The organism is Sphingomonas sp. Leaf33 (assembly GCF_001421785.1).
GTDB lineage: Bacteria > Pseudomonadota > Alphaproteobacteria > Sphingomonadales > Sphingomonadaceae > Sphingomonas.
In genome coordinates this window covers 75,197-96,617 of record NZ_LMLB01000011.1, presented here as the reverse complement: position 1 = coordinate 96,617, position 21,421 = coordinate 75,197, and the positions used below count along the sequence as shown (strand labels likewise).

Genomic DNA, 21,421 nt, shown 5'->3' with positions numbered 1-21,421 from the left:
CGCGGATAACCCGTCAGGCCGGCGGAATATCCTTATCCGGCAAGACCATGGTCGGCGGCAAAGGCGAGATACATGCCCAGCCAGTCTATCACCGCGCCGTTCCTGCGCGACGTCGGCGGGCCGTGGCCGCCGCGGTCGAAGATGTGCAGCTCGGCCGGGATTTTCGCCGCGGCCAGCCCTGCGTACATCAGCAGGCTGTTGGCGGCGGGCACGGTCCGGTCGTCGGTGTTGGTCGTGACGAAGCACGGCGCGGCGTCGGCCGGGATGTCGATCTGCGCGGAGTAACGCCGTTGCCACCCGGCGTCCGCCAACCGCGCGCCGAGCAGTTCCTTGCGCGACGCAGCGTGGACGCTCTCGTCGAGCATCGTCACGACCGGATAGAACAGCCCCGCGACCATCGGGCGCGGCGACTGCGTGTCGGCGGCATCGACCGGATCATAGGTCTTGAGCGCGAACCTGGTCGCAATCCGCGCGGCGAGATGCCCGCCGGCGGAGAAACCCATGACGCCGATCCTCGCCGGGTCGATCGCCCAGCGCGTGCCGGCGCCCGCCCGGATCAGCCGCATCGCACGCTGTGCATCCTGGAGTGGCGTATCGGGGCCGGCCGCCCAGCCGTCATGGGGCAAGCGGTAGAGGAGCTCGAACGCCGTGTAGCCCTTGGCAGCGAGGTCGCGGGCGATGCCGCCGGGCTCCCGCCGGGTGGCGACGCGCGTATAGCCGCCGCCGGGGATCAGCAGGATCGCCGCGCCATTCGGCCGCGTCGGCCGCGCGACGACCAGCACCGGATCGCCGACGCTGGTCCAGGCAAGATCGCCCGGCGTCTTCGATCGCTGGATGACGACGTTCCTCACGCCCGCATCCGGCTCGCCGGGCGGGCGGCCGGGCCAGAGCGGGATACGTTCGGGCGCGGCCGTGACCTGAGCGAGCGCAGGCGCGGTGACAAGGGTCGCGGCACCGGCACCGAGCAATGTGCGGCGGTCAATTGCCATCGGGACGGACTCCGCTGGTGCGCGCGCTGGACGCGAGCACGAAGGTTTCAGGCGCGGGCGGTCGCGCCGGATCGAAGGGCGCCAAACCGGGCTGGAGATGCGCTGCGATCGGCAGCTTCGCGTCCGTGAATCCTTGCGCGACCGCACGCGCCAGCACCCAGGCGCCGTAGTTGTTGTGGTGCGTCGCATCCTTGCCGCCATCGTTGAACGCAAGTGGCGCACGGGTCCGACCCAGCGCCTCGTAGATGCGCGTGCTGGCGGCGTTCAGATCGATGACCGGCACCGCCTCGTCTGCCCCGACGGCTTTCACCGCAGCGGCGTAATCGCTCAGCGTCGATCGGATACGCCCGTCCGCGGTCCAGTTACGCCGCTCCGGCGAGGTGACCAGGATCACGCCGACCCCGCGGCGGCGGAATTCGTCGATGAAGACGCGCAGCCAGCTGCGGTACGTCGTGCCGGCGGCAGCATAGGTCTGCGGCCAGTTGGCCTTCTGGTCGTTGTGGCCGAACTGGATCATCGCGGTGTCGCCCGGTTTCACACTTTCGAGAACCTTGGCGAGGCGCTTGGCCATCACGAACGATTTCATCGATTCGCCCGATTCGGCGTGGTTTGCGACGGCGATGTCGGGGTGCAAGAAGACGGTCAGCATCTGGCCCCAGCTCGCGGCCGGCTCGAACTGCTGGTCGGTGACGGTCGAATCGCCGAGCAGGAACAGCGTCGGCACCTGCACCGGCTCGATCCTGACGGCGGTCACGCCGGGCCTGGGTCCGGCGAATTCCAGCGTCAGCCGGTTGTCCCAGGTGAAGCTGCCCTTCTCGCGCGGCTTCAGCTCGACCATCGTCGCGCCGGGGGCGTTGACCTCCGGCGGCGTGATCGCCGCGGTGCGGACGTTGACGATGAAGCTGCGCTCGATCCGCTTGCCGGCTGGCACCTTCACCGCATCGAGCATCAGGCGCCGTGCCTCGGCCTTTACCGTCGTGTCGGTCGCCTGCTTCGGCTGGCCGAGCGTCACCGTCACCCGGTAGTTGCCGGGCGGCACCTTGACCGAGAACAGCCCCGGTGCCTCGAACCCCGCGTCGCCGTCATAGGCCTTTGCCGTATCGAGGGCGAAGCTGCGGACCTGCGCGACGGCCGGCGTGGCGAGGCCGAGACATGCGGCGATCATCAGGACGATCCTCATTCGCCCTCCCCCGGACGACGGGCGCGCGGGGGCGGAAACGGCAAGCGATCAAGCGCTGCGGGAACGAGGTCGAGCATCTGGATCGCGGTCAGCCCGAATTGCGACGCGGCGTTGGTCGAAATCCCCGGCCATTCGGTGACGCCGTTCACCGTCCGCCGCGGATCGCTCGGCTCGACCATCAGCCCGGCATCGGCGCTGTAGAACTCCTCGACCGCGCGGGTCGCGAGCGCCGCATCGCCGGTCATCTTCGCCGCATAGGCCGTCAGCCGCGCATGGCTGGCGCGCAGGTTGCGGTTGGTCCAGCGCGTCTTGAACTGCGTCTCGAATTCGGCCTTGGGCGCATTGTACCAGCGGCAATAGTCGAGCCACGCTGTCTTGTAGCGCGGCACATCGACCAGCGCGATCAGCTCCGCACTGATTTCGGGCGCGCCGAACGCCGCGTTCAGGTGGCTGATCCGGATGCCCTTGCCCTGCGCCATGAACCGGCCGGAGGCGAGGTCGTACCACGCGCTCCCCTCCAGCCAGCCGTTCGGCAGGCGGCCGATGCTGTCCATCCCCGCGACGATCCGGTTGCGCCAGCGGGTGTCGCCGGTCCGCTCCCATTCGGTCAGCCAGGCCGCAGCGATCGTGCACCACGTCGTGCCGAAGGTCATGTCGATCATGCCGGCCGGCGGACGCGCCTGCGCGGACGGCGTCTTGCGCCCGATCTCGACGCCCGCAAGCGACCGGTCCGATGTGACCAGCGCGCGCATCAGGTCGCCGACCCGTTCGTCCCCGCCGGTCAGGTAGAAGAACATCCGGCGATAGGCGGCGTTGCTGACGCGTGTCTGCTTCGAACTGTCGGAGAAATGCTGGACGCCGTGCCGCGTGCCGAGGCCAGCGAAGCGGCCCAGGTGATACACATCGACTTCGCCGGTATGCCGCGTCATCGCCTCGGCGAAGCGAAACGCACGCGCGTCACCGGTGCGCAGGACCTGATACCACAACCACAGATCGGGCGAGAGTTCGCTGTTCGCCCAGGCGAACCCGCCGATGTCGTAGCGCCACTGATGCCGGTCGGCGTCGTAGGTGTGCATCACGTCGCCGTGATCCCAAAAGCCGTACCACGACCGCTGATCGACCTCGCGTTCGTAGAAATCGAGCATGTTGGCGAGCTGGTTTTCCAGCGCCGTGCGATTGGGTCTGGTGCGGTCGGGCAGGTTCCAGTCGCCGAATATGCCGGCGCGGTGGAGGTGCTCGGGGGAGGTCATCAGCTGCGGCGGCGTCGCGACGGCCTTTGCCATCGCCTCGAACCGTGGCGTTTCGGGGGTTGCCGGCAGCGCCCAGAGCGTCAGTTCGCTAGTCCGCGCGATGCCGGTCGGCGTATCCCAGCCGGGCTCGTAATCCTCGTAGGTGATGTTCAGACCGCGGATCTGGGCCGGGTAATCCTCCATCCCCATCGTGCCGTGATAGGGGCGCAGGTCCATCGCCGGCGCGCGCGGCGACCAGAGCCAGGCGGTCAGCCGCGCCGTGTCGCCGGTCGCGCCGTCGATGTCGATCGCGCTCGGGTGGCGTTCCCAGAAATAGCGCACGCCGATCGCCGCGCCGCCTGTCGGACTGCCGACATAGGCGAGGCCCGGCGCGCGACGGCCTTCGTCGCTGTCGATCCACGCATGGCCCGGCGCCGTGCGCTTGGTCAGCGTGAAGCCGTTGGCATTGGCCTGTTCCAGGCGGAAATCGCCCCAGGCCGGGATGAGGTCCAGGCTGTCGCGGACGCTGGCCGCCATTCCGGCAAGCGGCGGCACTGCCCGGCCCGCCACCTGCGCCTCGCGGTACGCCGCACCGGGATCGCGACGCAGGCCCGTCAGCGGACGGACGGCCTCGACGAAGGTCTGGCGGTCGTGGGCGATACGGACGTGCCGATCATGCAAGGCGCCGCGCATCGGTACCTCGGCGCTGAGCCCCAGCGATGCGAGGAAATCCCGTGCCGGATCGCCATCGTAGACAAAGCTGTGGACGATGCGCAGCGACGGCGTACCGGCATAGGCGTAGAAGCGGACGGTGAACGGCAACCAATCGCGCAGCCCTGCGCGATGCGTGCCCTCGACGCGGACGACCGCGCGGACCGGGCCGGTCTGTTCAACGGTCACGCTGATGATCGTGCCCTCGAACGGGGTCAGCGTGCCGTCCTCTGCCGCGCTGCGGAGGCTGCCGACCAGCCGCACCGGGCCGACGAGCTGACGATCGCCCTGCCATGCGCCGCGGATGACGACCGTACCGGCGCGGGGAAATTCCCAGCGCAGGTCGCCGCTCGACACGATAACGGCATCGGCGGTGTCGCGAACCGTCACCGGATCGGCCGGTGTACGTGGCCTGCCCTGGACGACGGTCAGGCCGGCCAGGGCGACGTCGGCGGGCAACGCATGGGCGCTCCACTTTACCGAGCCGTCGGGCCAGGTCGCGACGGTCCAGCTCTGTCCCGCTAGGCGAGCGCCGTCGGCCGATGCGAGTGCTAGCGCCGTTCGTTTCGACACGGCACCGCGGGGCCAGGCGACACCGAAGGTCTGTCCGAAATGGGTCACCGGTCCGGTGCCGTCGATCCACCGCACGGACGCGGGCTGAAAACCCGACCCGCGCGTCGCGGCGACGGCGTTGGTCGACAGGGCGGCGCCAGCGCCGGTCAGCGCCGTCGTGCGGATGGCCTCGCGGCGGGTGAACATACCTCTCCGTCCCACATTGTCGAACCGTATCTTACGATCTGGTCCGACAAGTGGAGGAAGTTGTCAAGCTACCGTAATCGCAGCGCCTTCAGCGAGTCGGCCCAGCTGACATATTTGAAGTTCTGCGTGTCTGGCGCATTGTCGCCGTCCTGCGCCACGAACAGCCCGCGGCGGTATTTCGGGCCGAAGTTGCCGAGCAGCAGTTCGATCCCGTCGGTATCGCTGGTCCCGTCGACCGCGCCGCCGCCGATGCGGAAGCGGCCGGCATAGGTCACGCCCGGCAGGCGGTAGAGCGTGTAGGCGTTGTCGCCCTGGCTCGACACGACCAGATAGCCGCCGTCCCGTCCCTTCGGCGCGAGCGCCAACCCCTCCGCATCGTCGAACAGGATACGGCGATCGACCTTTGCGATCGAGGTCGCGGTGGTCGGCGCGGACGGATCGGCGTCGAAGCGCCAGAGACCCACGTCCTCCTCGGCGACATACAACAGCCCCGTACGATCGTCGACGACGCACCCCTCGGCCTGGGTGCCGAGCTTCATGCTGCGGACTGTCGTCACCCTGGGCGCCGTACCCGACAGGTCGATCGCGACCTGATCGATCCGGCCGTCCTTCAGCACGACGAAGCCGAACAGCGCAGCGTCCTTCGTGCGGCGCCACAGGCACATGCCATAGGCCTCGCCCGTTCCCACCGGGAAGCGCCCGGTCGGCAGCAAAGTGCGCGCCGCGGTGTCGAGCGTGAACATCGACACATGCGCCTGCGTCACGTCCGCGCGGTCGCTCGCCGCGACGATCACGCCCTTGGCCCCCATGTCGCGCAGGTCGACGTTGTTCAGCCGCGCGGCCGGCGTGAACGACACCCGCTTGCCGGCGAGATCATAGACGTGAATCCCGGCCTTCTTGTCGGTCCCGATCACCAGGCTGGCGGCTGGATCGCGCCGGTTGCGCCAGATCGCAGGATCGTCCGCGGCGTCGTTGGCGGTATCGACAGGGTCGGTTTCCGCAAGCGCGGCCACCTGCGGCGCCTGGCCGGACGGCGGCGCGACCGAGGTCGCCGCGCAGCCGCCGAGCAGCAGAGCGAGGAGCAGCGCCCTCACAGCTTCACCCGCACGCCACCGAACAACGTGTAGCCGAACTTCTCATATTCGTAGACACGGGTACGCTGACCGAAGTAGCGGACGCCCGCCGAATTCGTCAGGTTTTTGCCCTCGAAGAACAGGTTGATGCCACGCAGCACCTGCAGGCTGGCGGTCGCGTCCAGCTGCCCGCGGCCTTCCCAATACAGGTCGAGCGTGGCGTTGTCGGCGTTGATCTCGTCGAGATAGTCCGACCGCTTGGTATAGGCGACGCGGACGTTGACCGGCCCGCGCTCGTAGAACAGCGACGCGTTCCACATATGCTTCGACTGTCCCGGCAGGACGAAGTCGCGGCGGCCGACGAACGCGTCATCGAACCGCGCGTCACCTTGCGTGTAGGTATAGTTCGCGAATACGCCGAACCCGCCCAGCGCGCCGGGCAGGAAACTCAGCTGCTGCTGCCAGTTCACCTCGACGCCGTACAGCTTGCCCTCGGGCGCGTTGACCGGACGGCTGAGGATCGCGCCGGCGACGCCCAGGTAGGTTCCGGTGCTGGTCAACGTGTAGCGATAGTCGGTCAGGTCCTTGTAGAAGCCGTTGACCGCGATCAGCCCGAGCGGGCGGATGTAATATTCCAGGCCCGCATCGATGTTGTTGGACAGCGTCGGTTGCAGGTCCGGATTGCCGAATTCGGCGCGGACGGTGTTACCCTCCGTCGTCTCCAGCACGCGCGGGGCGATCTGCGGGAAGTTGGGGCGGTTGATCGCACGGCTCAGCGCAAAACGACCGATCAGGTTGGGCGTGAACGCCTGGCGCACCGTCAGGTTCGGGAAGAATTCGGTGTAGCCCGACTTGGCGAGCGCGGTGGTGATCGCGCCGGTCCGCGACACGCTGGGCGCGGTCCCGCGGAAATCGGTCGTCTCGACGCGCAGGCCGGCGATCAGCGTCAGGCGACCGAGTTCCGCCTTGCCCATGCCGAAGATGCCCAGCACCTTTTCGTTCGCGGTATAGTCGGCGGTCAGCGACTGCGGCAGGCGGCGTTCGGACGCCGCCTTGGTCGCATCGAAATACGCATCGGCCAGGCTGCCGTCGATGCGGTTACCCAGCGCATAGTCGAAGTTGCGCGATTCCTCGTCCGACAGGAAACCCGCAAGCGTGCGGGTCGGTGCCGCGGTGGCGCGACGGTCGCGGAAGCGCTCCTCATCGGCCAGGATGTTGCGTTCGCGGTACTTGCCGCCGCTCGAGAAGGTGATCGTGCCGCTGCCTGTAGTAACCGGCAGGTCGATACGCAGGGCGGCGGTCAGCTCGTCGTTCTTGGTCGTGTTCGACCGGTACGCATTCTCGCGGAAGGCATAGGTGCCGGTCTGGAGGTGCGGGTTGCCGGTGAACAGCGAATAGACCGGCAGGTCGCTGCTGGTGCCGAAGTCGTAGCTGAGCGTCGGGCGCAGCGTCGAGCGGAACAGAAGCTCGTCGCGGCGCGGATAGGTCTGCGACGATTCGCTGTACGCGCCGTCCAGGCGGACGGTGCCGTCGCCCAGCCGCTGTTCGATGCCTGCGGTCGCGGTCCAGATCTCGTTCACCTGCGCGCGGTGGCGGATCTGCTTTTCGACGCGCGTGTTGGTGTAGGTCGCCGCGGTATCGGTCGATCCCGCCGCGAGCGTGCCTTCGCTCCACAGGATGCCGATGCGGTCGCGGAATTCGTTGTCCTTGAACCGGGCATAGGTGCCGCGGACCCACAGCTGAGTGCGATCGGTCGGGTGCCATTCGAACGCGCCCGACCCGGCGACACGGGTACGGCGGGTGCGGTAGTCCTTGAACAGCGTTTCGGTGACGCGCAGGCCCGCCGCGGTCTGGGCCCAGGTGTTCTCGACATTGTCGGGCTGGCGGTCGGTCTTCGAATAGCTGCCCGACAGCAGGATGCCGAACTGGCGGTCGCCGCCGAAGCGGTCGCTGATCGACCCCGACGCGCGGTAATCGTTACCCTTGCCGAACTGGTTGTAGCTCATGCCGCCCATGCCGGTCAGCGCGAAGCCCTTGCGGTCGAAGGCCGAGCGGGTCGTGATATTGACCGCGCCCGAGATCGAATCCGCGTCCTGGTAGGGCAGCAGCGACTTGGTCACTTCGATGTTGCCGACGATGTCGGAGGGCAGCGTGTCCAGATCGACCGCGCGGGTGGTCGGATCGACCGAGGGGATCTGGATGCCGTCAACCGAGACGGCCGAGAACTCGCTCGGCGCGCCGCGGACGTTGATGTAGCGGCCCTCGCCCTGGTCGCGTTCGATGCCGACGCCGGCGACGCGCTGCAATGCCTCGGCGATGTTCGGATCTGGGAAGCGGCCGATCGCGTCCGACGACAGGATGGTGACGGTGTTGTCGGCCTGGCGCATCTGGTTGAGGGCGCGGGCGGTGTTGTCGAGCAGCGACTGGCCCGTAACGACGATATCGCCCGGCGCGCCTGCGGCCGGCAGCGTGATGATCGCCGGGCGACCACGCTCGGCCGCCGTGACGGTGTAGGGCAGCACGTCGCGGCCGAGATAGTCGATGCGCAAGGCGATATCCCCGTCCGCGCTCGGTGCGGCGACGGCGAATTCGCCCTGCAGGTTGGTGGTGGCCTCCGCCCCCGTCCCTTCGACGACGATGCGCGCGCCCGGCAGCGCAGCGCCGGTCGCGTCATACACGCGGCCCGAGACGGTCGGGCCGGCGGTCGGCGTGCTGGCGCTCGGCGCAACGGGGTCGTTCGCGCGCGCCGGCGTGGACGACACAGCGACGGCGAGTGCGACTAGAGAGACGCCCGCAAGCTTGCGGGCGCCGGTGAGGACGGTGGTCATGATGCTCCCCCTGAGCGAATGGCGGTCGCGGCGCGGTTCACGCCTGCGATTGGCCGGCCTTGGCGCAGGATTGTTACGCGGGCGTGGGGGTTTGGTTACGGGGACGTGACGATATCGCGACGTGCACTGTCACAAATCGGCGGGAGTTCGTCGACACGCCCGACATCCGTTCGCCTCGAGCCCGTTGAAGCACGAACCGGGATGAGGCATCCCTTACTTCACCGGCCGCTTCTCCAGCTTTCGTGCCAGGGTCCGCCGGTGCATCCCCAGGCGTCGCGCGGTCTCGGAGATGTTGAAGCCCGTTTCCGCCAGCGTTTGGTTGATCATCTCCCATTCGTGCGTCTTGATCGACGACGGGCGTGCGGTGATGTCGATGTCGGGGTCGCCGACCGCCTTGCTGAACGCGGCTTCGATGTCGTCGGTATTCGACGGCTTCACCAGATACTGGCACGCGCCCAGCTTGATCGCCTCCACCGCGGTCGCGATGCTGGCATAGCCGGTCAGTACGACGATCAGCATCGCCGGATCGAGTGCGTGAAGCCGCGCGACGCAGGGCAGGCCGGAACCGGTACCGAGCTTCAGGTCGACCACGGCATGGTCGGGCACCTCCTCGGCAAGCAGCGCGTCGAGCTCGCCCGCATCGGCAGCGATCCGCACGCGGTAGCCGCGGCGTTCGAACGACCGGCCGAGCGTCCGGGCAAAGGTCGCGTCGTCCTCGACGAGGATCAGGCTGGGGCCGTCGATGGTCACGATCCCTTGCCCACCACCGGCAGGATCAGGCGGACTTCGGCCCCGTGGGTCAGGTTGCGCGCCTCCAGTCGTCCGCCGAGACGACGGGCGAGGTTGGTCGCGAGAAACAGGCCCAGGCCATGCCCCTCACCTTTGGTCGATCGATACAGTCCGCCGAGCCCGGCGAGGACGTCCGGCGCGAACCCCGGGCCATCGTCGGCGACCGCGATCACCAGATGCTCGGTCTCGACCCGTGCTTCCAGTTCGACCGCGTGCGGCGACACCTCGGCGGCATTGTCGAGCAGGTTCCAGATCGCTTGCCTGAGCGCCGGATCGATCGCGACCGATGTCTCGCCAAGCGCGCGCGGGATATAGAGCAGCGCCACATCCGGACGCAGCCGGCCCCACGTCGCCACGCAATCGTCCAGGAACGCGCGCGCGCTCGCCCGCTCCATCGCCTCCCCGCGCGGCTGGCCGGCGGATTGCAGAATGTCGCTGACGATCGCCTTGCAGCGGCCGACTTCGCCCTGCATCTCGACGACGTCGGCGACCAGAGCGGGGTCGTCGGCGATTCCCGGCATCCGCCGCCAGTCGGCCAGGATCACCGATAACGTGCCGAGCGGCGTGCCGAGTTCGTGCGCCGCGCCGCTGGCGAACAGGCCCATGCGGACGATGCCGTCCTGTTCCGCCGCGTGCTGGCGTAGGTCGGCGACGGCGGCGTCGCGGGCGCGCAGGTTGCGGCTGATGCGCGCGATGAACATCACCAGCAGCCCGGCGACCATGACGAACGCGATCCAGCGTCCGATCGCGAACAGATCGGCACTGTCGGCGATCAGCCCGCTCGGCAGGATCAGCGGCAGCGCGCGCAGCGTCAGCAGCGCATAGCTCGCACCCGCCGCCGCTGTCAGCACGACCGCGGCCGGCGTCGGCAGCAGGATCGCACCGAGCACGACCTGGAGCAGGTAGAGCGAGATGAACGGATTGCCCGCGCCACCGCTGAAATACAGCTGGAGCGTCAGCGCCGCCATGTCGAGCAGCAGCGCCAGCATGATCTCGATCGTGCGCACCCGGTGGCGCGGGGCGGCGAGCGTCGTCGCCAGGTTGACGAGCGCCAGCGCGAGCGCGACGCCCAGCATCTGCACGACCGGCAGCGGCACGCCGAGCCCGAAATGCATGAGCAGGATCGTCGCGGTCTGCCCGGCCACCGCGATCCAGCGCAGCTGGACCAGCTGGCGCATGTTCTGCGCGGCGGCACCGTCATCGGGTGCATCGCCACGCTGGCGGGTGAGCGCAAGCAGCGGCGGCTCGATCATGCCCGCCGTCCCCCAAGCCAGAGCAGCCAGGTGCCGAAGGCGGCAAGTGCGGCCAGCGCGAACCACGTCAGCGCATAGACCAGGTGCGTGTTGCGGAACGCGACGATGGTCAGACCGCCGATCGGATAGCCGCCGGGGTTGGGGGTCGCATCGGCATCGACGAACTGCGGCGCGACCCGCCCCAGCCCCTTGGTCGCCGCGATCGCGCCGACGTCGCGCGAATACCAGCGACCGGCGGCCGGATCGTTGTTGCGCAGGAAACCCCCGCCGGGCTCGCTCAGGCGGATCAGGCCAATGACGCCTGTAGCTCCGGCAACCTGTCCAGCCGCGCGGCGGGCGGGGTCGCGACGATCCTCAGGCACGAAGCCGCGGTTGACGAGGATGGTGCCGTCCGCGGTCCGCAGCGGCGTCATCACCCAGAAGCCTGCCCCGCGTGTCGTCAGGGCCTGCACCAAAGTCTCGCGCGCATGGTCGAAAATACCCGTCACGCGAACGCGGCGATACTCGAGGTCCTGCGGCGCGCCCCCGCTCCACGGGAAGGCGGCAGACGCGGCGTGGATGCGCGCATCGACCCTGGCGATCAGGTCGAGCTTCCACGCCCGCCGCTCCAGTTGCCACACGCCCAGCGCGATCAGCCCCGCCGTCACCAGCGCGGCGACCAGCGCGAGGACGGGGCGGCGTGTGGTCAGGGCGTCCCGTCCATGCCGGACATCGGCATCATGTTGGTGTTGAGATGGTACATGATCCACAGCGACCCGGCGATCACGATCAGCACGATGACCGCGGCGAAGACATAGGCCATCAGCGTCCAGCCGCCCTCCGACTGCGAACTGACGTGCAGGAAGTAGATGGTGTGGACGACGATCTGCGCCACCGCCGCGGCGACGACGACGGCGACCGTCCAGTTCGGCGACAAGGCGCCCGCCATCACCACCCAGAACGGGATAGCGGTGAGGACGACCGACAGCGCGAACCCGGTCAGGTAACCGCGGCGCGAGACGTGGAGGTGTTCGTCCTCGTGCGTCGGCACCTCGTGGTGGCCGTGCGTGGCGGCAACGGGGGTATCGGTCATCGCAGGGATCCCAGCAGGTAGACGAAGGTGAAGACGCCGATCCAGACGACGTCCAGGAAGTGCCAGAACATGCTGAGGCACATGACGCGGCGCTTGTTGTCGGCGGTGAGGCCACGCTGGGTCAGCTGGACCAGCATCACGCCGACCCAGACGATGCCGACCGTCACGTGCAGGCCGTGGGTCGCGACCAGCGTGAAGAAGGCCGACAGGAACGCGCTGGTCTGCGGCGTCGCGCCTTCGTGCGCGAGCTTCGAGAATTCATAGAGCTCGACGCCGACGAAGGCGGCGCCCAGCAGCCCGGTCAGCGCCAGCCAGGCACGCGTGCCGGACAGCCGCCCCTCCTGCATCGCGATCATCGCGAAACCGTAGGTGATCGACGAGGTCAGCAGGATCGCGGTATTGATCGCGACCAGCGGCAGTTCGAACAGCTCGCGCGGGCCCGGACCCCCGGCATAGCTGGTGCCGACGACGCCGTACGTCGCGAACAGCGTCGCGAAGATCAGCGCGTCGCTCATCAGGTAGATCCAGAACCCCAGCATCGTGCTGCCGCCGGGGCCGGTGTGGGCATGGCCGTCGCCGTGCCCGTCGCTCTCGTCGAGGTAGAACACCGTCTCGCCCGATGCGGTCGTGGTCGTGCTCATGCCGCGGCTCCCTTGGCCAGCAGGGCGGTGCGGGCGTCCTCGACGTCCGTCACCTCCTCGACCGGGATGTGATAATCGCGGTCGTAGTTGAACGTATGGACGATGGTCACGACCACGATGCCGACGAACGACAGTATCGCCAGCCACCACATATACCAGACCATCCCGAAGCCGAGGGTGAGCGACAGCGCGGAGACGATGACGCCGGTGCCGGTGTTGCGCGGCATGTGGATCGGCGCAAAGCCCGTCTCGGGCCGCTTCGCATGGCGCGACTTCATGTCCCACCAGGCATCCAGGTCATGGACGACCGGGGTGTGCGCGAAGTTGTACGCCGGCGGCGGCGAGCTGGTCGCCCATTCGAGCGTGCGGCCGTCCCACGGATCGCCGGTCGTGTCGCGCAACTGGTCGCGCCGCATCACGCTGACCGCGATCTGGATCAGGAAGGCGACGATACCGATCAGGATGATGACCGCGCCGATCGCCGCGATGATGAACCAGGGCTGGAGCGACGGGTCGCTGAAATGGTTCACGCGCCGCGTCGTGCCCATCAGGCCGACGATGTAGATCGGCGTCCACGCGACCCAGTAGCCGATGACCCAGCCCCAGAAGCTGACCTTGCCCCAGAACGGGTCGAGCCGGAAGCCGAACGCCTTGGGGAACCAGTAGGTCATGCCCGCGAACAGTCCGAACACCACGCCGCCGATGATGACGTTATGGAAGTGCGCGACCAGGAACAGCGAATTGTGCAGCACGAAATCGGCCGGCGGCACCGCCAGCAGCACGCCCGTCATGCCGCCGACCGTGAAGGTCAGCAGGAACGCGACCGTCCACATCATCGGCAGTTCGAAGCGGATGTTGCCGCGGTACATCGTGAACAGCCAGTTGAAGATCTTGGCGCCGGTCGGGATCGAGATGACCATCGTGGCGATGCCGAAGAAGCTGTTGACGCTCGCCCCCGACCCCATGGTGAAGAAGTGGTGCAGCCAGACGAGGAACGCGAGGATGGTGATGACGACGCTCGCGTAGACCATCGACGAATAGCCGAACAGTCTCTTGCCGGAGAAGGTCGAGGTGATCTCGGAGAAGATGCCGAACACCGGCAGGACCAGCACGTACACTTCCGGGTGGCCCCAGATCCACACCAGGTTCCAGTACATCATGGCGTTGCCGCCAAGATCGTTGGTGAAGAAGTTGGTGCCGATGTAGCGGTCGAGCATCAGCATCGCGAACGCCGCGGTCAGGATCGGGAAGATCGCGACCGCCAGCACGTTGCTGCACAGCGCCGTCCAGCAGAACACCGGCATCTTCATCATCGACATGCCGGGCGCGCGCATCTTGATGATCGTCGTCACCATGTTGATCGCGCTGAGTGTCGTGCCGACACCGGCGATCTGGAGCGCCCAGAGGTAATAGTCCGGCCCCACGTCGGGCGAATTCTGCAGGTTTGAGACCGGCACGTAGTTCAGCCACCCCGCGCGGCTGAACTCGCCGATGAACAGCGATGCCATAACCAGCAGCGCGCCTGCGACCGTCAGCCAGAAGCTGAGGTTGTTGAGGTAGGGGAACGCCACGTCGCGCGCGCCGATCTGGAGCGGCATGACATAGTTGATCAGGCCGACGACCAAGGGAATCGCGACGAAGAATATCATGATCGTCCCGTGCGCGGTGAAGACCTGATCATAATGGTGCGGCGGCAGATAGCCTTCGTTCGCGCCGAACGCGATCGCCTGTTGCGTACGCATCATCAGCGCGTCGGCAAAGCCGCGCAGCAGCATGATGATCCCCAGGATCATGTACATGATCCCGATCTTCTTGTGATCGACGGAGGTGAACCACTCGCGCCACAGCCAGCCCCACAGCCGGTATTTGGTGACGACGAACAGCAGGCCGAGGCCGCCGAGCATCACGCCGGCGAAGGTGATCAGCAGGATCGGCTCGTGGATCGGAAACGATTCGAAACCGAGGCGCCCGAAGAGGATCTTGGACAGGGGTTGGTCGAACATGTCGGGTTCCTATGCCGCGGCGGTGCGCGGGGCACCGGTCGGGGCGGGGATGTCGATGCGGGACATGTCCCGGTTGCGCGGGTCGCTGGGGTCGGCGTTGCCCGAGGGCTTCGTCGGTTCCTTGCCGCGGTTGGGCGACACGTCCATCTCGCTGCCGCCCTTGAAGATTCCGCCTTCGGGTTTCTTGCCGCCCGGCGGCTGGCTGCCGTGCATCGACGGCATCGCGCCGCCGTCCTGGTCGTGGCGCATCATGTCGCTCATGCAGGGCGTACCCGGCCGCACGCAGCGCTGATAGACACGGTCGAACAGGCCCGGCTGGACGCGGGCGAAATACATCGCCGGCACCTTGTCGGTCGGCTTTTCGAGCTCGAGATACGTCGGCGTGTCGAGCACGAGCTGCGCCCGCTTCACGCGACCCACCCACGCGTTGAAGTCGCGATCGTTCACGCCGTACAGCGTGAAGTGCATGTCGGAGAAACCGGCACCCGAATAATTGGCCGACATTCCTGCGAACTTGCCCGGCCGGTTGAGCACCGCGTGCAGCGTGCTGCGCATCCCCGGCATGGTGTAGATCATGCCCGCCAGCGTCGGCGCATAGAAGGTGTTCATCATGTTGGTCGACGTCAGGTGGAACCGCACGGGCCGATCGACCGGCAGCGCCAGTTCGTTGACCGTCGCGATGCCCTGTTCGGGGTAGATGAACAGCCATTTCCAGTCGAGCGACACGACCTGGATGTCGAGCGGCTTCACCTTGGGGTCGACCGCCTTCGTCGCCGAAATGCGGTTCACCGGCCGGAAGGGGTCGAGCAGGTGCGTGCTCCACCACGTGAGGGCGCCCAGGCAGATGATGATCAGCAGCGGCGCCGACCAGATGACCAGTTCGAGCGAGGTCGAGTGGTGGAAATCGGGATCGTAGGTCGCGTCCGTATTGCCCTTGCGATACCGCCACGCGAACACGCAGATCAGCGCCAGCACGGGCACGATGATGACCAGCATCAGCGCGGTCGAGATGTAGATGATGTCGCGCTGTTGCAGCGCGATGTCGCCCGCGGGGTCGAGCACCTGCATGTTGCAGGCGGCCAGCACCGCCAGCGCGGGCAACAGGACCATCGCCTTCAACCGGCGCCGCATCTCGGAAAAAGAGGTATCGGACATGATGCTGCGCCTATCCCTTCGCCCCCCATTTCCGACAGTGGACATTTTGTCCTATCCCCCGGTTTGCACTTTATAGGGCAAGAAGCGTTGTAACGGATCACCCCTGCTGGGGTTGCGGGAGCGAAACAACCAATGAGTGCACCGTCGATGACGATGGACCCCGCTGCCCACGGGCATGGCGGAGCCGACTCGACCTCGCTGGAACGCGACGCCGCCGCGATCCATGCGCACGGCGGCAAGATCGCGCCGGGGGAGATCGCGATCGGCGTCGTCATCGGGCGGACGAGCGAGTTCTTCGACTTCTTCGTCTACGCCATCGCCTCGGTCCTCGTCTTCCCGTCGCTGATCTTCCCCTTCGTCGATAAGACCACCGGCACGCTCTATTCCTTCGCGCTGTTCGCGCTCGCCTTCATGTTCCGGCCGCTCGGCTCGGCGCTGTTCATGTGGATCGACCGCAACCACGGCCGCGGGGTGAAGCTCACGATCTCGCTGTTCCTGCTCGGCGGTTCGACGATGGCGATGGCGTTCCTGCCGAGCTACGCCTCGGTCGGCATCGCCGCCGCCTGGCTGCTGGCGCTGTGCCGGATCGGCCAAGGCATGGCGCTGGGCGGGGCGTGGGACGGGCTGCCGTCGCTGCTGTCGCTCAACGCGCCGCAGGACCGCCGCGGGTGGTACGCGATGATCCCGCAACTGGGCGCCCCGCTCGGCCTGATCGTCGCGGGCGGCCTGTTCGCCTTCTTCCTCAGCACGCTGTCGGATGCCGATTTCATCAGCTGGGGGTGGCGCTACCCGTTCTTCGTCGCCTTTGCGATCAACGTCGTCGCCCTGTTCGCGCGCCTGCGCCTGGTCGCGACGCCCGATTTCCAGAAGCTGTTCGAGAACCGCGAGCTCCAGGCCGCACCCTTCTGGGAAACCGTCCGCGTCGAATGGCGCACGATCGCGCTCGGCGCCTTCGCTCCCCTCGCCAGCTTCGCGCTGTTCCATCTGGTCACCGTGTTTCCGCTGTCGTGGGTAACGCTGTACACCGGCGAGTCGGCGGAGCGGTTCCTGATCATCGAGATGATCGGCGCGGTCGTCTGCGTGCTCGCGATGCTGGCAAGCGGTATCATCGCCGACCGCGTCGGGCGGCGTGCCGTGCTGGGCGTGTCGGCGGTGCTGATCGGTGCGTACAGCGGTTTCGCGCCGCAACTGCTCAACGCCGGCGCGGGTGGCGAGATCGTCTACATGATGACCGGCTTCGCGCTGCTCGGCATCGCCTTCGGCCAGTCGTCGGGCGCGGTCAACGGCCGCTTCTCGCCCGCACGGCGCTACACCGGCGCGGCGACGGTCGCCAACCTCGCCTGGCTGATCGGCGCCGGCTTCGCGCCGCTCGTCGCACTGACGCTGGCGAGCAAACTCGGTCTGTGGTCGGTCGGCGCCTACCTGCTCTCGGGCGCGATCTGCACGCTCGCGGCGCTGGCGATCAACAAGGATTGGGGTCGCTCCGACCGCTGATCTGGCCCTTCCCCCTCACGTCGGCGAGAGCGGGGCACCGATGTGCCTCTTTGGGTGCCAGGCCGATCCCACATCCCGCTTGCCTGAAAACCGATTTTGACTAATAAAAGTCTAATCGGGAGGGGCGGAAGAATGCGGTTCAGGGGCAAAGCCGTGCTGGTGACGGCAGCGGCGCAGGGCATCGGGCGTGCGGCGGCGGAGCGGCTGCGGGACGAGGGCGCTACCGTATGGGCCGCGGATCGCGATGCCGATGCGCTGGCATCGATCGCCGGCGTGAAGGCGATCACCATCGACCTGACCGACCCGGCCGCCGTCGCCGCGCTCCCTGCGCAGACCGGCCCGATCGACGCGCTGGCCAACATCGCCGGCTTCGTCGCGGCGGGAAACATCCTGGAGTGCAGCGACGCCGACTGGGCGCTGAGCTTCGACCTGAACGTCCACGCCATGCACCACATGATCCGCGCGTATCTGCCCGCGATGCTGGAGCGTCGGCACGGATCGATCGTCAACATGAGCAGCATTGCATCGAGCGTGAAGGGCATCCCCAACCGTTATGCCTATGGCGCGTCGAAGGCGGCGGTGATCGGGCTGACCAAAGCCGTCGCGGCCGACTTCGCAGGGGCCAACGTGCGCTGCAACTGCATCTGCCCCGGCACCGTATCCACGCCGTCGCTGCGCCAGCGCGTGACCGAACAGGCCAGCGCGCAGGGCGTCAGCGTATCGGATGCCGACGCCGCCTTCGTCGCCCGCCAGCCGATGGGGCGACTGGGTAAGGCGGAGGAAATCGCTGCGCTGGTCGCCTATCTGATGAGCGACGAGGCGAGTTTCACCACCGGTGCGGTCCATGTGATCGACGGCGGCTGGGTCAACTGACGATGACGACCATCACTGGCCTGCGCACCGTCGACCTGCGTTTCCCGACCAGCCTGTCGCTCGACGGGTCGGACGCGATGAACCCCGACCCGGATTATTCGGCCGCCTATGTCGTGCTGGAAACGGATACGCCGGGCCTGGAAGGCCACGGCCTGACCTTTACCATCGGTCGCGGCAACGACGTCTGCGTCGCGGCGATAGAGGCGATGCGGCATCTGGTCATCGGCCTGACGCTGGAGGAGATCGCCGCCGATGCCGGCGCGATGTGGCGGCGGCTGACCGGTGACAGCCAGTTGCGCTGGATCGGCCCCGACAAGGGCGCGATGCACCTGGCGACCGGCGCGGTCGTCAACGCGATCTGGGACCTGTGGGCCAAGGCGGAGGGCAAACCCGTGTGGCGGCTGGTCGCCGACATGACGCCCGAAGACCTCGTCCGCGCGATCGATTTCCGCTATCTGACCGACGCGATCACCCCTGCCCAGGCGCTGGCGCTGCTGACCGAACGGGCGGCCGGCAAGGCGGAGCGGATCGAGCGACTGATGGCGACCGGCTATCCCTGCTACACGACCTCTGCAGGCTGGCTCGGCTACCCGGACGAGAAGCTGCGGCGCCTGACGCAGGAGGCGGTCGATGCCGGCTTCGACCACGTCAAGCTGAAGGTCGGCCGCGATCTCGAAGACGACATCCGCCGCGTGACGATCGCCCGCGACGTCCTCGGCCCGACACGCAAGCTGATGATCGACGCCAACCAGGTGTGGGAAGTCGGCCAGGCGATCGATTGGGTCAACGCACTGGCGTTTGCGAACCCCTGGTTCATCGAGGAACCGACCAGCCCCGACGACGTGCTGGGCCACAAGGCGATCCGGGACGGCATCGGCGCGGTCAAGGTCGCGACCGGCGAGATGTGCCAGAACCGCATCCTGTTCAAACAGTTCATGGCCGCCGGCGCCTGCGACGTCGTGCAACTCGACGCCTGCCGCATCGGCGGGGTGAACGAGGCGCTTGCGGTGATGCTGCTGGCCGCTCGCTTCGACCTGCCGGTCTGTCCACACGCGGGCGGCGTCGGCCTGTGCGAATATGTCCAGCATCTGTCGATGATCGACTATCTGTGCTTCTCTGGAACGATGGAGGGGCGCGTGACCGAATATGTCGATCATCTGCATGAGCATTTCCTCGACCCGTGCGTCATCCGCGACGCGGCGTACATGCCGCCGACGCGAGCCGGCTATTCGATCGAGATGAAGCCCGCGACGCTCGAGCAATTCCGGTTCGGCGCGTGAAGCTGGGGCTGGTGGACGCGGTCGTCATCGTCACCGGGGGCGGCTCCGGCATTGGTGCCGCGATCACCGCCGGACTTGTCGCGGAAGGCGCGCGGCCGGTCATCGTTTCGCGCTCGGCACCCGGGGACTCGCTTGGCGAGGCACTGTTCGTCAAGGCCGATCTGTCCGACGATGCGGCGTGCGAAGCGGCAGTCGCGCAGGTCGTCGCGACCTTCGGCCGGATCGATGCGCTGGTGAACAATGCGGGCGCCAACGACGGCGTGGGGCTGGACCGCTCACCCACCGACTTCCGCGCCTCGCTCGACCAGAACCTCGTGCATTATTTCACGATGGCGCATCACGCGCTGCCCAGCTTGCGTGCCGCCAGGGGCAGCATCGTCAACATCTCGTCCAAGACCGCGCTGACCGGACAGGGCAACACCAGCGCCTACGCCGCCGCCAAGGGCGCGCAGTTGGCCCTGACCCGCGAATGGGCCGCCGCCCTTGCCCCCGACGGCATCCGCGTCAACGCGGTAGTGCCGGCGGAAGTGATGACGCCGCTGTACCGCGACTGGCTCGACACGTTCGACGATCCGGACATGAAGCGCGACGCGATCGAGGCACGGATACCGCTGGGCAAACGCATGACGACGGCCGAGGAAATTGCCGACACGGTGCTGTTCGTGCTGTCGGCGCGCTCGGGGCATACGACGGGGCAATGGCTGTTCGTCGATGGCGGCTATGTCCACCTCGACCGGGCGCTGGATTAGACACCGGCCCGCTTGCGCGGGGATGACAACGTAAAAAATACGGGAGAGGGCAATGACCGGCAAGGCGCGCAGCTATGCACCGGCGATCATCCTGACGGTGTCGCTGTTCTTCCTGTGGGGGATGGCGAACAACCTGAACGACATCCTGATCGCGCAGTTCAAGAAGGCGTTCACCCTCTCCGATTTCGAGACGAGCTTCGTCCAGCAGGCGTTCTACCTCGGCTATTTCTGCCTGGCCGTGCCCGCCGCGATGGTCGTGCGGGCGAAGGGCTACAAGGCAGCGATCGTCACCGGGTTACTGCTGTATGCCACAGGCGCGCTGCTCTTCTATCCGGCCGCGCATTTCGGGGAGTATCGCTATTTCCTCGCCGCGCTGTTCGTCATCGCCTCGGGCCTCGCGTTCCTGGAGACCTCGGCCAATCCGCTGATGACCGAACTGGGCGATCCGGCGACCGCGACGCGGCGGCTCAACTGGGCGCAGGCGGCCAACCCGGTGGGGACGCTTGCCGGCGTGCTGATCGGCAAATATTTCATCCTGTCCGAAATCGCGCATGACGATACTGCGATCGCGGCAATGGCCCCGACCGCACGCGCAGCCTTTTACCGCGCAGAGACGCAGGCGGTGCAGACGCCGTATCTGGTGATCGGCCTGGTCGTGCTGGGCTTCGCGCTTGCCGCCGCGCTGATCCGCTTTCCCGACGCCCGCGCCGAAGCCGGCGAAGACGCCACGCCACCCTTTTCGCGCGTCTTTCGCCACCCCCGCCTGCTGTTCGCCGCGGTCGCGCAGTTCTTCTACGTCGGCGCGCAGGTGGGCTTGTGGAGCTACACGATCCGCTACGCGCAGTTCAACGTGCCCGGCATGATCGAGCGGACCGCGGCGGATTACCTGTTCGCCAGCCTGGTGCTGTTCAGCATCGGCCGCTTCGTCGGCACCGCGATGATGAGCCGGATCGCGCCGACTCGCCTGCTGACGGCCTTCGCCGCCGGTGCGCTGGTGCTGGCGATCGGCGCCGCGCTGGTCGGCGGCCTGGCCGGGCTGATGATGCTGGTTGCGGCCAGCTTCTTCCTGTCGATCCAGTTCCCGACGATCTTCGCACTTGGCGTCGACGGGCTTGGCCCGTTGCGCAAGGCGGGCGCGTCGCTGATCGTCATGGCGATCATCGGCGGGGCGGCGATTACCGCCGCGATGGGCCATCTGTCCGATGTCGCGGGCATCAACACCGCGATGCTGGTTCCGGCGATCGCGTTCATCGTCGTGCTGCTCTTCGCGCGGTCGGCCGCACGGGCCGGCGGGCGCGCGATCGGCGATGACAACCCCGTGCCGATCCACTAGCCTTCTGGCG

General features: G+C 67.5%; 17 protein-coding genes. 5 read left to right on the top strand and 12 right to left on the bottom strand.

Translation table 11 applies throughout. From position 1 onward, the window contains the following. Window positions 1-32: 32 nt before the first annotated feature. The 12 genes from ASE86_RS13010 to cyoA form a co-directional block, all read right to left on the bottom strand. Window positions 33-989 (bottom strand): alpha/beta hydrolase, encoded by a 957-nt coding sequence (locus ASE86_RS13010; RefSeq protein ID WP_056427711.1) that lies wholly within the window; start codon window positions 987-989, stop codon window positions 33-35. Then, window positions 979-2,169, bottom strand: coding sequence for a rhamnogalacturonan acetylesterase (locus tag ASE86_RS13005; protein ID WP_056427708.1), 1,191 nt, complete (start codon window positions 2,167-2,169; stop codon window positions 979-981). Before ASE86_RS13005 ends, ASE86_RS13010 begins: the two co-directional genes overlap by 11 nt. Further along, window positions 2,166-4,868, bottom strand: coding sequence for a hypothetical protein (locus tag ASE86_RS13000; RefSeq protein WP_056427705.1), 2,703 nt, complete (start codon window positions 4,866-4,868; stop codon window positions 2,166-2,168). The genes ASE86_RS13005 and ASE86_RS13000 overlap by 4 nt, the downstream gene beginning before the upstream one ends. Before the next feature lie 68 nt (window positions 4,869-4,936). Further along, window positions 4,937-5,962, bottom strand: coding sequence for a phytase (locus ASE86_RS12995; RefSeq protein WP_082441918.1), 1,026 nt, complete (start codon window positions 5,960-5,962; stop codon window positions 4,937-4,939). After that, window positions 5,959-8,769: a TonB-dependent receptor gene (locus ASE86_RS12990; RefSeq protein WP_082441917.1), complete on the bottom strand. Its 2,811-nt coding sequence runs from the start codon at window positions 8,767-8,769 to the stop codon at window positions 5,959-5,961. Before ASE86_RS12990 ends, ASE86_RS12995 begins: the two co-directional genes overlap by 4 nt. Window positions 8,770-8,982: 213 nt before the next feature. Further along, the gene (locus tag ASE86_RS12985; RefSeq protein WP_200911550.1) at window positions 8,983-9,513 is read right to left on the bottom strand and encodes a response regulator transcription factor; all 531 of its coding nucleotides are present in this window, start codon (window positions 9,511-9,513) and stop codon (window positions 8,983-8,985) included. 2 nt (window positions 9,514-9,515) lie between these two features. Then, window positions 9,516-10,811 carry an ATP-binding protein gene (locus ASE86_RS12980; RefSeq protein WP_056427699.1) on the bottom strand — a complete coding sequence of 432 codons (1,296 nt, stop codon included), beginning with the start codon at window positions 10,809-10,811 and terminating at the stop codon, window positions 9,516-9,518. Then, the gene (locus ASE86_RS12975) at window positions 10,808-11,500 is read right to left on the bottom strand and encodes an SURF1 family protein (protein WP_056427832.1); all 693 of its coding nucleotides are present in this window, start codon (window positions 11,498-11,500) and stop codon (window positions 10,808-10,810) included. Before ASE86_RS12975 ends, ASE86_RS12980 begins: the two co-directional genes overlap by 4 nt. Continuing rightward, window positions 11,497-11,883, bottom strand: a complete 387-nt coding sequence (gene cyoD, locus ASE86_RS12970; RefSeq protein ID WP_056427696.1) for a cytochrome o ubiquinol oxidase subunit IV — start codon at window positions 11,881-11,883, stop codon at window positions 11,497-11,499. Before cyoD ends, ASE86_RS12975 begins: the two co-directional genes overlap by 4 nt. Continuing rightward, window positions 11,880-12,524, bottom strand: a complete 645-nt coding sequence (gene cyoC, locus ASE86_RS12965) for a cytochrome o ubiquinol oxidase subunit III (protein WP_082441916.1) — start codon at window positions 12,522-12,524, stop codon at window positions 11,880-11,882. Before cyoC ends, cyoD begins: the two co-directional genes overlap by 4 nt. Then, entirely contained in the window at window positions 12,521-14,527 is a 2,007-nt protein-coding gene (gene cyoB / locus ASE86_RS12960; RefSeq protein ID WP_056427693.1) for a cytochrome o ubiquinol oxidase subunit I, read from the bottom strand. The genes cyoC and cyoB overlap by 4 nt, the downstream gene beginning before the upstream one ends. Window positions 14,528-14,536: 9 nt before the next feature. Then, window positions 14,537-15,682 carry a ubiquinol oxidase subunit II gene (gene cyoA, locus ASE86_RS12955; RefSeq protein ID WP_235524108.1) on the bottom strand — a complete coding sequence of 382 codons (1,146 nt, stop codon included), beginning with the start codon at window positions 15,680-15,682 and terminating at the stop codon, window positions 14,537-14,539. A 147-nt stretch (window positions 15,683-15,829) separates the two neighbouring features. Here cyoA and ASE86_RS12950 point away from each other — a divergent pair, with 147 nt between their 5' ends. The 5 genes from ASE86_RS12950 to fucP all read left to right on the top strand — a co-directional run bounded on the left by ASE86_RS12950 (window position 15,830) and on the right by fucP (window position 21,411). Continuing rightward, on the top strand, window positions 15,830-17,176 hold the full coding sequence (locus ASE86_RS12950; protein ID WP_056427827.1) for an MFS transporter: 1,347 nt from the start codon (window positions 15,830-15,832) through the stop codon (window positions 17,174-17,176). A 132-nt stretch (window positions 17,177-17,308) separates the two neighbouring features. Next, window positions 17,309-18,049, top strand: coding sequence for an SDR family oxidoreductase (locus ASE86_RS12945; RefSeq protein ID WP_056427688.1), 741 nt, complete (start codon window positions 17,309-17,311; stop codon window positions 18,047-18,049). 2 nt (window positions 18,050-18,051) lie between these two features. After that, window positions 18,052-19,329, top strand: coding sequence for an L-fuconate dehydratase (locus ASE86_RS12940; RefSeq protein ID WP_056427686.1), 1,278 nt, complete (start codon window positions 18,052-18,054; stop codon window positions 19,327-19,329). Further along, complete coding sequence (locus tag ASE86_RS12935) at window positions 19,326-20,078, top strand: SDR family oxidoreductase (RefSeq protein WP_056427683.1); 753 nt, start codon at window positions 19,326-19,328, stop codon at window positions 20,076-20,078. Before ASE86_RS12940 ends, ASE86_RS12935 begins: the two co-directional genes overlap by 4 nt. A 52-nt stretch (window positions 20,079-20,130) precedes the next feature. Beyond that, window positions 20,131-21,411 (top strand): L-fucose:H+ symporter permease, encoded by a 1,281-nt coding sequence (gene fucP, locus ASE86_RS12930; RefSeq protein ID WP_056427680.1) that lies wholly within the window; start codon window positions 20,131-20,133, stop codon window positions 21,409-21,411. The last annotated feature ends 10 nt before the right edge of the window (window positions 21,412-21,421 follow it).

Excerpts from the sequence above, each read along its gene's own strand:
- ASE86_RS13010 (WP_056427711.1), bottom strand. The coding sequence starts at position 989 with ATGGCAATTGACCGCCGCACATTGCTCGGTGCCGGTGCCGCGACCCTT.
- ASE86_RS13005 (WP_056427708.1), bottom strand. The coding sequence starts at position 2,169 with ATGAGGATCGTCCTGATGATCGCCGCATGTCTCGGCCTCGCCACGCCG.
- ASE86_RS13000 (WP_056427705.1), bottom strand. The coding sequence starts at position 4,868 with ATGTTCACCCGCCGCGAGGCCATCCGCACGACGGCGCTGACCGGCGCT.
- ASE86_RS12990 (WP_082441917.1), bottom strand. The coding sequence starts at position 8,769 with ATGACCACCGTCCTCACCGGCGCCCGCAAGCTTGCGGGCGTCTCTCTA.
- ASE86_RS12980 (WP_056427699.1), bottom strand. The coding sequence starts at position 10,811 with ATGATCGAGCCGCCGCTGCTTGCGCTCACCCGCCAGCGTGGCGATGCA.
- cyoD (WP_056427696.1), bottom strand. The coding sequence starts at position 11,883 with ATGACCGATACCCCCGTTGCCGCCACGCACGGCCACCACGAGGTGCCG.
- cyoC (WP_082441916.1), bottom strand. The coding sequence starts at position 12,524 with ATGAGCACGACCACGACCGCATCGGGCGAGACGGTGTTCTACCTCGAC.
- cyoB (WP_056427693.1), bottom strand. The coding sequence starts at position 14,527 with ATGTTCGACCAACCCCTGTCCAAGATCCTCTTCGGGCGCCTCGGTTTC.
- cyoA (WP_235524108.1), bottom strand. The coding sequence starts at position 15,682 with ATGTCCGATACCTCTTTTTCCGAGATGCGGCGCCGGTTGAAGGCGATG.
- ASE86_RS12950 (WP_056427827.1), top strand. The coding sequence starts at position 15,830 with ATGACGATGGACCCCGCTGCCCACGGGCATGGCGGAGCCGACTCGACC.
- ASE86_RS12945 (WP_056427688.1), top strand. The coding sequence starts at position 17,309 with ATGCGGTTCAGGGGCAAAGCCGTGCTGGTGACGGCAGCGGCGCAGGGC.
- ASE86_RS12940 (WP_056427686.1), top strand. The coding sequence starts at position 18,052 with ATGACGACCATCACTGGCCTGCGCACCGTCGACCTGCGTTTCCCGACC.
- fucP (WP_056427680.1), top strand. The coding sequence starts at position 20,131 with ATGACCGGCAAGGCGCGCAGCTATGCACCGGCGATCATCCTGACGGTG.